13 protein-coding genes and 2 tRNA genes are annotated in these 12,177 nt (G+C 65.4%); 10 read left to right on the forward strand and 5 right to left on the reverse strand.

Annotated elements, in window-relative coordinates:
* Positions 1-12: 12 nt before the first annotated feature.
* A complete protein-coding gene (locus BMY06_RS15555) occupies positions 13-681 on the forward strand; it encodes a LysE family translocator (RefSeq protein WP_065058301.1) in 669 nt (222 codons plus the stop codon).
* A gap of 136 nt (positions 682-817) precedes the next feature.
* On the opposite strand, the gene BMY06_RS15560 is transcribed toward BMY06_RS15555, so the two are convergent.
* The gene (locus BMY06_RS15560) at positions 818-1,135 is read right to left on the reverse strand and encodes a hypothetical protein (protein ID WP_074983998.1); all 318 of its coding nucleotides are present in this window, start codon (positions 1,133-1,135) and stop codon (positions 818-820) included.
* A gap of 1,136 nt (positions 1,136-2,271) precedes the next feature.
* Between BMY06_RS15560 and BMY06_RS15565 the strand changes: the two genes are divergently transcribed.
* From BMY06_RS15565 to trmB, 5 genes are all read left to right on the forward strand, one after another.
* The gene (locus BMY06_RS15565; protein WP_065058134.1) at positions 2,272-2,592 is read left to right on the forward strand and encodes an EthD family reductase; all 321 of its coding nucleotides are present in this window, start codon (positions 2,272-2,274) and stop codon (positions 2,590-2,592) included.
* A gap of 79 nt (positions 2,593-2,671) precedes the next feature.
* Positions 2,672-3,235 carry a YggT family protein gene (locus tag BMY06_RS15570; RefSeq protein ID WP_065058133.1) on the forward strand — a complete coding sequence of 188 codons (564 nt, stop codon included), beginning with the start codon at positions 2,672-2,674 and terminating at the stop codon, positions 3,233-3,235.
* A gap of 78 nt (positions 3,236-3,313) precedes the next feature.
* Positions 3,314-3,388 (forward strand) — tRNA-Gly (locus BMY06_RS15575).
* Between the two features lie 372 nt (positions 3,389-3,760).
* Positions 3,761-3,967 (forward strand): hypothetical protein, encoded by a 207-nt coding sequence (locus BMY06_RS15580; protein ID WP_074984000.1) that lies wholly within the window; start codon positions 3,761-3,763, stop codon positions 3,965-3,967.
* Positions 3,968-4,293: 326 nt separating this feature from the next.
* Complete coding sequence (trmB, locus tag BMY06_RS15585; protein WP_080180361.1) at positions 4,294-5,157, forward strand: tRNA (guanosine(46)-N7)-methyltransferase TrmB; 864 nt, start codon at positions 4,294-4,296, stop codon at positions 5,155-5,157.
* An 81-nt stretch (positions 5,158-5,238) separates the two neighbouring features.
* Here the strand turns inward: trmB and BMY06_RS15590 are convergent, their stop codons facing one another.
* From BMY06_RS15590 to BMY06_RS15600, 3 genes are all read right to left on the reverse strand, one after another.
* Positions 5,239-6,138 carry an undecaprenyl-diphosphate phosphatase gene (locus BMY06_RS15590; RefSeq protein ID WP_074984001.1) on the reverse strand — a complete coding sequence of 300 codons (900 nt, stop codon included), beginning with the start codon at positions 6,136-6,138 and terminating at the stop codon, positions 5,239-5,241.
* A gap of 92 nt (positions 6,139-6,230) precedes the next feature.
* Positions 6,231-6,848, reverse strand: coding sequence for a DUF1439 domain-containing protein (locus BMY06_RS15595; RefSeq protein ID WP_074984003.1), 618 nt, complete (start codon positions 6,846-6,848; stop codon positions 6,231-6,233).
* Positions 6,849-6,931: 83 nt separating this feature from the next.
* Positions 6,932-7,228 (reverse strand): YkgJ family cysteine cluster protein, encoded by a 297-nt coding sequence (locus tag BMY06_RS15600; protein ID WP_065058129.1) that lies wholly within the window; start codon positions 7,226-7,228, stop codon positions 6,932-6,934.
* A gap of 202 nt (positions 7,229-7,430) precedes the next feature.
* On the opposite strand from BMY06_RS15600, the gene hemN reads away from it, so the two are divergent.
* Together hemN and BMY06_RS15610 are read left to right on the forward strand one after the other, a co-directional pair.
* Positions 7,431-8,816 (forward strand): oxygen-independent coproporphyrinogen III oxidase, encoded by a 1,386-nt coding sequence (gene hemN / locus BMY06_RS15605; protein ID WP_074984005.1) that lies wholly within the window; start codon positions 7,431-7,433, stop codon positions 8,814-8,816.
* A gap of 113 nt (positions 8,817-8,929) precedes the next feature.
* Positions 8,930-9,014, forward strand: a tRNA-Leu gene (locus BMY06_RS15610).
* Between the two features lie 57 nt (positions 9,015-9,071).
* Here BMY06_RS15610 and poxB read toward each other — a convergent pair.
* Positions 9,072-10,790 (reverse strand): ubiquinone-dependent pyruvate dehydrogenase, encoded by a 1,719-nt coding sequence (gene poxB, locus BMY06_RS15615; protein WP_074984007.1) that lies wholly within the window; start codon positions 10,788-10,790, stop codon positions 9,072-9,074.
* Positions 10,791-11,107: 317 nt separating this feature from the next.
* On the opposite strand from poxB, the gene BMY06_RS15620 reads away from it, so the two are divergent.
* Both BMY06_RS15620 and BMY06_RS15625 read left to right on the forward strand, forming a co-directional pair.
* Complete coding sequence (locus BMY06_RS15620; protein WP_065058127.1) at positions 11,108-11,815, forward strand: pseudouridine synthase; 708 nt, start codon at positions 11,108-11,110, stop codon at positions 11,813-11,815.
* Between the two features lie 155 nt (positions 11,816-11,970).
* Positions 11,971-12,159 (forward strand): hypothetical protein, encoded by a 189-nt coding sequence (locus BMY06_RS15625; RefSeq protein ID WP_065058126.1) that lies wholly within the window; start codon positions 11,971-11,973, stop codon positions 12,157-12,159.
* Positions 12,160-12,177 lie beyond the last annotated feature (18 nt).

Below are 12,177 nucleotides of genomic sequence, written 5' to 3' on the forward strand. Positions count from 1 at the left end.
AACAACGGTTTTATGCCTCACTTTTCCCTGCTTTCCGACGGCTTTTTCCTTTCGCTGTCGCTCTGTCTCGACATCGGTCTCGTCAACGTCGCGATCATCTCGCTTACGCTTTCGCACGGCTTCCGGCCGGGCTTCTGGCTCGGGCTCGGCTCGTGTTTCGGCGATCTGATCTACGCCGCGCTCGCGCTCGCGGGCATGGCGGCGCTGCTGCAATTCGAATCGGTGCGCTGGGTCGTCTGGATCGGCGGCGCGGCCATCTTGCTGATGCTCACGTGGAAGATGGCGCGCGAGGCGCTCAACCCGGCTGCCGCGCCGCCCGTCGAGGGCGAAGCCGATAGCACCGCGCCGCGGCCCGATCCGTGGCGCAGCTTCGCGCGCGGCGTGCTGCTCGCCGTGTCGTCGCCGAGCGCGATTCTGTGGTTCGCGGCCGTGGGCGGCGCGCTGATCGCCAAGTCGGGCGCAACGAGCGGCGCCTCGGCGGCCGTGTTTCTGTCGGGCTTCTTTCTCGGCGGCCTCGGCTGGACGCTGTTTCTCTGCGGCCTCGCGAGCCACGGGCGCAAGCGCGCCGGCACGGGCTTGCTGCGCGCGTGTCACGTACTGTCGGCGCTGCTGTTCGCGTACTTCTCCTACAGCGTGATCGTGCACGGCTATCGCGACCTGATCGTGCCGCACGCGTCGTAGAACCGCAGACGCGACGCGCGGACGCAATCGGGCCTCACCAATGCAAACGGCGCAACGCGGCGTGAGCCGGCGTTGCGCCGTTGTGTGGTCAGTAACGACCTGAAAGCGTGCTGGATGGGCGCTTCAGTTGGCCATTTTAGTGTCGATACCAACCGCCGTGGTAGCCACGATAGCCGCGGTAGTATCCGCCGCCGTGATGCCAGTACGGACGGCCATAGTAGCCATATCCAGGATAGCCGCCGACCACCACGGCGGGCGGCGGTGCGTAGACCACCGGCGGCGGTGCGTAGACGACAGGCGGGGGCGGCGGAGCGTACACCGGGGCGGCGTACACCGGATACGCCGGCGCAACAGGAATCCCGATCCCGATGCCCACCGAAACGTGCGCCTGGGCAGCACTGACGAACCCCACACCCAGCGCAGCGGCAACGATAAACGATACGGTCTTTTTCACTTCTCTTCTCCTGGCGGGCGACGAGATCGTCGCTCCACATGACGGGCACTGCCCACAGAAGAACTGTATCGAAAACGTATTGCGTCAAAGGTAGCCATTTGTTGCAAATTGCAATTGCGGATAAGGAGGTCCTGGTGCGCGATCAAGGTATGAACGCGTATTTCGTCCTAAGAAAGCGCCTTGGCGCGCGGCATTGGGGCTTGCACGCCTTCGGGCGCCGTCGTCCGGTCAGACTTACCTGAATCGACGATCGTGCGCTGCGCCCCCCGGTAATGTTTGATTACAAATTGGCTGGCGACGCTAACGGCTCTCCAACCGCCGATGACTGCCCAAAACGACGATGCCCGGTCCGAAGACCGGGCATCGTCATGCATCGAAAACAGGACGCAACTGGGCGCATGGCGCCGCAGCCGCTCTATCCGACTTTCACGTAGGTGAATTCGCGTGAGACATTCGGCGGAACGTACGCGCCGCTGATCTGCACGCGTGGCGTGAGACGCTTCTTCTGATCCCACCAGCGACGACGCTGATAAGGCGTGAGAAATCGCAGATGCTTTCTGTAAGAGAAGATGCTCATTGTGAACTCCCGAATCGGACAACTGCCAGAACACAGCCAAATTGCGCGACAGCTACAGCTAAACCGGAGTCATTGAAGACAGTGTGCACAGGTTTGCGAACCGTGACCGCAGTGTTGCGAGATAGCCGCAGTCGTTGCACATATCGCCGGGGATCTGTTCGTCGCGTTCACCCCGTGCTGCATCGCGCCGTGCACGCCTGTCCTGACAGCAGGTTGCGTGCCACGTTCGAGTCCAATTCGAGCCTTTCTCATACGGTGCCGTCGCGCCTTGCCGCTTTGCGGCCTGTCACGCCAATCAGGCTGCGTCGATGCGCCAGTTTTAACCGCCCTTGGCGGATTGTTTCGTACGAAAGCGAACATTGCGTGGCGCGTTACCGTCAGCCCACTGTAGCCGTTTACGCCGAACGTCGTCGGTATCGTGCTCGTAGAACGTAGGAAGCCGGTGCGCGCGGCCTCCGCGCCCGCATACTGACAAACCGTCAGCCGTGGTAATGTGGCAACGGCGCGCAGGTGCCATCCGCCAGGCGCGCGTTTCGGGATTCATCGACGAGAACGCACAATGATCAAAGTCAGCATCCTCTACCCGTTCCGCGAGGGCGGGCGCTTCGACAGCGAGTACTACGCCACGCATCACATGCCGCTCGCGGCACGCCTCTTCGGGGACGCGTGCAAGGGCTGGTCGATCGATATCGGCATCAACGCGGGGCCGCCGGGCACGCCGCCGCCGTATGTCGCGATCGGCCACTTCCTGTTCGAAACGCTGGACGCTTTTTACGAGGTGTTCAAGCAGCACAACAAGACGCTCGTCGACGATATTCCCAACTACTTCGACGGCGGTAATGGCACGATTCTGATCAGCGAAATCAAGGTTTCGGTCTGATCCGCGCGGCGGCCACACGCTCAGCGACCACCCGCTTGCGCCGCCCTTCGTTAATCCTCAAAAGAAGGAAACACCTCCGATGTTCGGCGATATCGCCCGCTTTCTGCTCAATACGATCTTTACGTTGTTCGGCGCCGCGCTGCTGATGCGCGCGTGGCTGCAATTTGTCCGTGTGCCGCCCTACAACCCGGTGACGCACGCGATCCAGCAAGCGACCAACTGGCTCGTCATGCCGCTGCGCCGCGTGATTCCGGGGGTGCGCGGCATCGACTGGGCCAGCATTGTCGCGGCGCTGATCGCCGCTGTCGTCTTCGTGCTGCTGATGGTCTGGCTCGCGGGCATCGATCCGCTCGGCCTGCTGCCCACGCTGCTGATCGTCGCGGTGCTCACGCTCGTCAAATGGGCGCTCAACCTGGTGATCTGGGTGACGATCCTGATGGCGCTGCTGTCGTGGCTCAATCCGCGCTCGCCGGCCATGCCCGTGCTGCTGCAGGTCACGGCGCCGTTCCTGAATCCGCTGCGCCGCATCCTGCCGAACTTCGGCGGACTCGACCTTTCGCCGATCCTGCTGTTCGTGATCGTGCAGGTGCTGCTGATGGTGGTCACGCGCGCGGCCGTCTCGCTCACGATGTTCGGGATTTGATCCACGCCGTTCCCGCGGCATCCGCCAGCGGGGCGCAATTGCGCTCCGGGGCGGATTCCGCGTAAAATGGCGCGCTCTGCGGGTGTCGTATAATGGTTATTACCCCAGCTTCCCAAGCTGGAGACGTGGGTTCGATTCCCATCGCCCGCTCCACGTTTTCCGAAGTTTTCTGTTGTTTTCGCATGTTCTCGCGCTTCTACTGAATGCGCGACTGAAAGCACAACGCACAGTCCACGGGCAAACCGCCCGGTCAGCCTGACCATCTCCCAAAGACTTCCCGGCGCTAACATGCGCGGCGCATATCGCGCTCGACGCATGCGGATTCCGCTTCGTTTTTATCCGCGCAAACGGTTGCGCAGTCTCGATTTCGGGCTTTCCGAACCGATCAAGCCGCAGACCTGACTTGCGGACTTAACTGCGGCCTCGCCGCGCGATGCGCTAGCATCACGCCTTGTCCACCCTGCGATGGATCCGCGATTTACCCTGCGCGACGCGCGCGGGCCAGCAACGATGCAACGATTTTTCATGTCCCGCCGCAGCGCCATTGCGCTGATCGTCCAGGCGCGCACCGCCGCGCTGGCTCACCACGAAGACCGCCTGCCGGCCGAAGTCGAGCGGCAGCAGGCGCTGGCCGGCGACCTCACGCGTCTGCTATTCGACGTGCGCGCCGGCCGCGTCAGCGAATTCGAACTCAAGGCGTCGTCGATGCACGTCACCGTGGCCTCGGACTGAGCACGCGCAGCCGCCGTTCCGGGCGGCGGAAGGCCGAAGCCGCGCTGCTATAATGCGCGGCGGCTTCGCACCGGGCGCCGCAAGACGCCCCGCCGCCCGACGTCCGGTCCAGCGAGCGCACGCGCGCCGCGCGTCCGGCGCAGAATGAGCGAACCGCGTGAACGACGTGCGCGAACGAAGCGCGCCGCCCGAACATCGACGCTCGAACATCGCCTGTTACCCGCCGCCACGGTTGACCTGCGCGCCGCGACATTCGCCGCGCGAGGCGACCGATCGCGGCATCGAGCGCCGCGACACCCGCTGCCCTCACCTGCCCGTCCTCGAAGATGAACCACGAATCCAACGACGCAGCCCGCCCCGGCTGCACGCCGCCCGCCGAAGCGGACGAATCCGCCACGAAGCTGCCGCAGCACACGCCGACGCCCGACGGCGCCCATGACGACGCGCCCGCCATCGCAGCCGATGAAGACGGCGACGAAGGTGCCGACGAAAGCGGCGAAGAAAGCGGCGAAGGCCTGCACCGCCGCCGCATCCGCAGCTTTGTCACGCGCGCCGGCCGCGTCTCGACGGGCCAGCGCCGCGCGCTCGACGAACTCGGTCCGCGCTACGTCGTGCCGTACACGCCCGCCCCCGCCGACTGGGACGCCACCTTCGGCCGCCACGCGCCGCGCGTGCTGGAAATCGGCTTCGGCATGGGCGCGAGCACGGCGGAAATTGCCGCGCTGCGTTCCGGCGATGACTTCCTCGGCGTCGAAGTCCACGAACCGGGCGTGGGCGCGCTGCTCAAGCTGATCGGCGAGCAGGAACTGACGAACATCCGCATCATCCAGCATGACGCCGTCGAGGTGCTCGAGCAGATGATCGCGCCCGACAGCCTCGACGGCGTGCACATCTTCTTCCCCGATCCGTGGCACAAGGCGCGCCATCACAAGCGCCGCCTGATTCAGCCGAAGTTCGTGCAGTTGCTCATCTCGCGCATGAAGCCCGGCGCGTATCTGCATTGCGCGACCGATTGGCAGAACTACGCCGAACAGATGCTCGAAGTGCTCGGCGCCGAGCCCGCACTCGAAAACACGGCCGCCGATTACGCGCCGCGCCCCGACTATCGTCCGGTGACGAAGTTCGAGCGACGCGGGCTGCGTCTCGGCCACGGCGTGTGGGATCTGGTGTTCAAGCGCCGCGCGGTCTGATCCGCCGGACACGCGCGATTTTTCTCGCGCAAATGAAAAACGGGCACCGGTGCCCGTTTTTTTATGGCGAATACGCCGCGCTCAATTCCAGTCGAGGCCGCCGCCATAGCCGATCAGCAGAATCACGAGACCGAACGCAATGCGATACCACGCGAAGGCCGTGAAATCGTGCGAGGCGACATAGCGCAGCAGCCAGCGCACGCAGGCGAACGCGCTCACGAACGCGGCCAGAAAACCGACGCCGAAGAGGCCGAGCCAGTCGACCGACAAGGTCTGCCACGTCTTGTGCAGTTCGTAGAGCGTCGCGCCGAAAATCACCGGAATCGCGAGAAAGAACGAGAACTCGGTGGCGACGCGCCGTTCGAGACCGAACAGCATCGCGCCGATGATGGTCGAGCCCGAGCGCGACATCCCGGGAATCAGCGCGAAGCATTGCGCACAGCCGACCTTGAACGCGTCGAGCACGGTGATTTCGTCGAGGGAGTTCACGCGCGCGGGCGTCGCGGTGCTTGCCGTGGTCGCCCCGCTCGCGCCGTCCGCTGCGGCGACGCTCAAGCGCCCACCCGAAGCCGCCGCCGCGCGCCGCCGCCCTTCCACCCACAGAATGATCACGCCGCCCGCGACGAGCGCGAACGCCACCGGCACGGGCGAGAACAGCATCGACTTGATCGCCTTCTCGAACATCAGGCCGAGCACGACGGCCGGAATGGTCGCCACGATCACGTTGAGCGCGAAGCGGCGCGCGTCCGGCCGCGAAGGCAGACCGACGACGACGCTGCCGATCTTGCGGCGGAACTCCCAGCACACGGCGAGGATGGCGCCGAACTGGATCACCACGTCGAAGGTCTTTTCGAACTCGCCGTCGAAGCCGAGCACGCTGCCCACCACGATCAGGTGGCCGGTGCTCGACACCGGCAGAAACTCCGTGAGTCCCTCGACGATGCCCAGAATCAGGGCCTTGCAGGTTATCAGCCAGTCCATCCGTTCTCCTCGCCATTGAGTGCGCCGGACGAGCCGCCAGTCGAATTGTCGAAGCGCGCCCGCCGACGGCTGTGCGGCGGGCGTTTCGTCGCTTATTTCTCGACGATCTGCACGCGTATGCCGTTTGTAAGGATGGTGATTGTACCGGGTTCGTAGTTCACCCCGGCAAACTGGAGTTGATCCGGCTTGAAGGTGTAGACCGGATAGTTGGTCAGCAACTGCGTCGCCGCCAGCGCGGCCACCGCATTGACCTGCTGCGCGTAGCCGGCGGCGTTGCCCTGCATGTCGACGCTGTCGACCGACGGCGCGCGCAGCAGCACCGAGCGGCTCGCCGCGTCATAGACCATTTCGCTCGACAGCGTGAACGCGCCGTCGACCGGCTGCTGCATCAGCGGGCTGGCCAGATGCGCGTCGACACGAATGGCGACGCGGTTGCGGTCCGGCAGCAAGGTCACGACCGGATTCGTCAGCGCAACCTCGAAAAGCTGCTGCACCGAACGGTGATACGGGAACTTGCGCTGCACCGCTTCCTGCACCTGCTCGCGCGAAAACGTGTAGTGATCGGGGATGAACGGAAAGGTGCCGGTCGCGCAGGCGCCGAGCGACATGGCCGCGCCGGCAGCGGCGCAGGCCACAAGCAGAAAGGCTCGCCGCGTGGCGCGCGCGGCGCCGGGCGTGGAGGACGGGGCGCGCGGCGCGCGTCGGATCATGCGAAATCTCCTTGAGAGACGACTGGGTAACGGCTGGGTAACGGCGGGGTTACGACTGATACATCGCGCAGTCGTGACGGCATTCAGTGCGCGCCGGGCTGCGTGGCCGCTTCGAGCTGCGCGATCCAGACCAGCGCCTGTTCGCGCGTGTCGCCGCACATGTCCGCCTGCGGTTGCAGCCCGGAGCAGCAGGCGGGGCGCAGCGGCGAACCGAAGATCCGGCACTGCAGATCGTCGTCGAGCTGGATACAGGGCACGCCCGCCGGCTTGCCTTGGGGCATCCCCGGAATCGGGCTCGAAATGGACGGCGCGATACAGCATGCGCCACAACCGGGGCGGCACGCATGTTCGGACGGGGTGACGACAAGACCTGCGCTCAACTCGAATTCCTGAATTTCATAACTGTACGGGGCCAAAGCAAGGAAAACCGGCCGGAAAATCGTGTTCGCATTGTGCCATCGCAAGCTGCGACCTTTTTACACAAACGTCGGCGACGGCGCCCTCTTACACTGGATTCATCCGGCGCTGTAAGACGCCCCTCCGGGGACGCCATCCGGCGCGTCATACCCACGAGAATCTCGCATGAGCGACGCCGACCTGCTCTTCCGCCCCGACCTGCTCGCCAAATACGGCGCAAACGGCCCTCGGTATACGTCCTATCCGACCGCACTTCAGTTCCGCGACGATTTCAATCTCGACGATTACCGCCACGCCGCCGAAGATCCCGGCGCGACCGACACCGACCTCTCGCTCTACTTCCACATCCCCTTCTGCGACACCGTCTGCTTCTATTGCGGCTGCAACAAGGTTGCGACGAAAAACCGCGCCCGCGCGAAACCGTACCTGAAGCAACTGGTGCGCGAGATCGAAATGCAGGCCGCGCTGTTCGACACCAAACGCCCGGTCTCGCAGTTGCATTGGGGCGGCGGCACGCCCACTTTCCTCTCGCTCGACGAAATGAGCGCGTTGATGGCCGCCACGCGCGAGCACTTCGCGCTGCGTCTGGACAGCGAAGGCGAATATTCGATCGAAATCGATCCGCGCGAAGCCTCGGCGCGGACCGTCGCGCACCTGCGCCAGCTCGGCTTCAATCGCCTGAGCCTCGGCGTGCAGGATTTCGATCCGATCGTGCAGGAAGCGGTCAATCGCGTGCAGCCGCTCGACATGACCGTCAACGTGATGAACGCCGCGCGCGAGCACGGTTTCGAGTCGATCAGCGTCGACCTGATCTACGGTCTGCCGCACCAGACCGTGCAAAGCTTCCGGCGCACGCTCGACACCATTCTGATGCTCGCGCCCGACCGCCTGTCGGTGTTCGGTTATGCGCACATGCCGCAGCTCTTCAAGATGCAGCGGCAGATCGACGCCGCCGCGCTGCCCACGCCCGCCACGCGGCTCGCGCTGCTGCAACTCGTGGTCGAGCAGCTCACCGACGCGGGCTATGTCTACATCGGCATGGATCACTTCGCGCTGCCCACCGACGAACTCGCCCGCGCCCAGGCAACGCGCACGCTGCATCGTAATTTCCAGGGCTACAGCACGCGTGCGGACTGCGATCTGATCGGTTTCGGCGCTTCCTCGATCGGCAAGGTCGGCGACGTCTACGCGCAGAACGCCAAAGAGCTGCCGGCTTACGGCGCGGCCATCGACGCCGGCCGGCTGGCGATCTCGCGCGGCATCCGCCTCAGCGCCGACGACCGCCTGCGCCGCGACATCATCACCGAGCTGATGTGCAATCTGGAACTGCGTTTCGACGAATTCGAGGCCGCTTACGGCGTGCGCTTCCTGAGTGCCTTCGCGCCCGAACTGGAGCGCCTGCGCGGCTTCGAGGCCGACGGTCTGGTGGCGCGCAGCTCGAACCGGCTCGACGTGCTGCCCGCCGGGCGCATGTTCGTGCGCAACATCGCGATGGTGTTCGACCACTATCTGGGCACGCAGCCGATGGAGCGGTTTTCGCGCACGGTTTGAGGGCGATCTTGCCGCGCCTGACTACGCCTCACGTCAGCAAGTTGCCTGCGGCGCCGATTTGCGTCATAATTTACGGCTACTTCGCGTGTCTGTCCTGCAGACCCCCGAAAACTGCCTCGGTGGTGAAATTGGTAGACGCGCCGGACTCAAAATCCGGTTCCGAAAGGAGTGCCGGTTCGATTCCGGCCCGAGGCACCAGAATCCACGCACAAAGCCCCGCTCTCGCGGGGCTTTGTCGTTTCTGCGGCGGCGCGTTCAGCGCAGATTCGTCTGCGCCAGTTCCACGACCTCGTCGCCACGGCCGCTCAGCACCGCGCGCAGCATGTACAGACTGAAGCCCTTCGCCTGCGCCCATTGCAGCTTGGGCGGCATCGCGAGCTCGTGCTTCGTCGTCACCACGTCGACGAGCGCCGGGCCGTCGTGCGAGAACGCCGCGCGCAGCGCGTCGTCGAGCGCTTCCGAGGTTTCCACGCGCACGCTGAAAATCCCCGCGCCCCTGGCGATATCGGCGAAATTGGTCGCGATGAGATCCGTGCCCGTCTCCAGATAGCCGCCCGCCTTCATCTCCATTGCCACGAACCCGAGCGAGCTGTTGTTCAGGACAACGATCTTGATCGGCAAATCGAGCTGGCGCGCGGAAAGAATATCGCCCATCAGCATCGAGAGGCCGCCGTCGCCGGACAGCGAAATCACCTGGCGTCCGGCGTGCGCGGCCTGCGCGCCGAGCGCCTGCGGCATCGCGTTCGCCATCGAGCCGTGATTGAACGAGCCGTGCAGACGGCGGCGTCCGTTCATCGTCAGATAGCGCGCGGCCCAGAGCGTGGGCGTGCCGACATCGACGGCGAAGATCGCATCGGGCTCGGCGAGCGCATCGACGCGCGCGGCCACGTATTGCGGATGCAGCGGCTTGCCCGCGGGCGCCGGACGCGCGAGGTCGTCGAGACTCTTGCGCGCGTCGGCGTAATGCGCACGCGCACGCTCGAGAAAGCGGCGATCGGTCTTGCGCGTGAGCTTCGGCGCGAGCGCCCGCAAGGTCTCGCGCACATCGCCGACGAGGCCGAGCGTGAGCGGCGCGCGCTTGCCGAGCGCCGCGGCGTCGCGATCGATCTGCACGATGTTCGCGTCGGCGGGATAGAAGTTGCGGTACGGAAAGTCGGTGCCCAGCATCACCAGCGTGTCGCACGACATCATCGCGTGATAGCCCGAGCTGAAGCCGATCAGCCCGGTCATGCCCACGTCGAACGGGTTATCCCATTCGACGTATTGCTTGCCGCGCAGCGCATGCACGGTCGGTGCGCCGAGCGCATCGGCGAACGCCACCACTTCGTCGTGCGCGCCCTTGCAGCCGCTGCCGCACAACAGCGTGACGGCGTCCGAGCGATTGAGCAGATCGGCGAGCCGGTCGATGTCCGCCGACGAGGGCAGCGTCGCGGGCCGCGACGTCTGCGCCCAGGTCGGATCCTCCTCGGGCGCGTCGAGCAGCGCCACGTCGCCCGGCAGCACGATCACCGCGACGCCCTTCTGGTCGATCGCCGTGCGCAGCGCCGTGTCGAGCACGCGGGGAAACTGCGAGGCGTTCGTCACGAGTTCGACGTAGTGCGCGCATTCGCGGAACAGTTCGGTCGGATGCGTTTCCTGAAAGTAGCCGAGGCCGATTTCCGTCGACGGAATGTGCGCGGCGATCGCGAGCACGGGCGCGCGGTTGCGGTGCGCGTCGTAGAGTCCGTTGATCAGATGCAGGTTGCCGGGACCGCAACTGCCCGCGCAGACCGCGAGCCGGCCGGTCGCGGCGGCTTCGGCGCCGGCCGCGAAGGCGGCCACTTCCTCGTGACGCGTGTGCATCCAGCGGATCGTGCCGAGTTTGCGCAAGCTGGCCGACAGCCCGTTCAGGCTGTCGCCGGTGACGCCCCAGATGCGTTCCACGCCGACTGCTTCGAGTGTCTTCGCCAGATGATCCGCGATCGTCTTCGCCATACTGTCCTCCGTATCGGTTGCCGCGCGCAGCGGCCAGCGCGCGGTGCCGGGCGCGCTACGCTCGAGAAAAGGGGGAATGTGAACGGGCTACGGAGGCCGCCGCGCGGGGCGCGGCGCGTACCGGTTCATCGCGGTACGTTACGCCATCCGCGCAAAACACGTCGTTAAGCGAACAGCATCGCAAGCGAATTCGACAGTGGCTGCAAGGCGGTCGTCATCTTCGGGAGCGCGTAAGAAAACGGCGCAGCGGCGCGCAGTCGCTAAAATGCTGCGGTTTGCAGCAGCCCTCAGCCGTTTTCCGCCGCCAGCGTCACGTCATGAATCTCGAAAGCATTCTCTTCACCCAGGGCTTCGGCTCGCGCCGCCAGTGCCGCTCGCTCGTCGCGGAAGGACGCGTCGCCGTCGCGGGCGCGCCGTGCGACGACCCGGGCGCCGACTTCGACACCGAAGGGCTCGTGTTCAGCGTCGACGGCGCCGAATGGCCGTTCCACGCGCAGGCGTATGTCGTGCTGAACAAGCCCGCGGGCTACGAATGCTCGCGCGATCCGCAGCATCATCTGAGCGTGTTTCACCTGCTGCCGCCGCCATTCGCCGCGCGCAACGTGCAGTGCGTGGGCCGGCTCGATCAGGACACGACCGGCCTCCTGCTGCTCTCCGACGACGGCCAGTTCGTGCACGCCTTCACGTCGCCGAAGCGCAAGGTGCCGAAGCTCTACATCGCGACCACGAAGCACCCGATCGACGACACGCAGTTGAACGCGCTGCGCGAAGGCGTGCTGCTGCACGGCGAGCGCGAGCCCAGCGCGGCGGTCTCGGCGCAGGCGCGCGGCGAGCACACGCTCGAACTGAGCGTGCTCGAAGGCAAATATCACCAGGTCAAGCGCATGGTGGCGGCGGCCGGCAACCGCGTGGAGGCGCTGCATCGCGAGCGGATCGGCGGCTACGCGCTGCCCGACGATCTCGCGCCGGGCACCTGGCGCTGGCTCGATGCCGCCGCGCTCGACGCACTGCGCAACAAGGGGTAAACCACAGGCGCGCCCGCGCCGCCCCGCCGCTCGGAGCGTTGCCCCGCATGGGCGCGCGAAACGGCCCCTTTTTTGCCGCGCCGCAGCATGCTGTTGCTGACAAAGCGCCCTATACTCGTTTAAACAACGATTACAAGTTGCAAGGAGGGGGCATCATGATCATCAACGGCACATACGACATTCCAATCGTGTTGATGCTTTTCGTGGGACTGGGGGCGATCCTGATCGGTGGCCTGCTGGCGTGGATGCATTTGCGGCATCGCTATCATCCGAACCTGATCGGCGCGCTGATCGGCGCCCTGTTCTGCTTCCTCCTGCTCGAGGCGCTGCCGGCCATCACGTGAACGGCACGCTTGCGCCAT

It is taken from the genome of Paraburkholderia tropica (genome assembly GCF_900109265.1).
GTDB lineage: Bacteria > Pseudomonadota > Gammaproteobacteria > Burkholderiales > Burkholderiaceae > Paraburkholderia > Paraburkholderia tropica.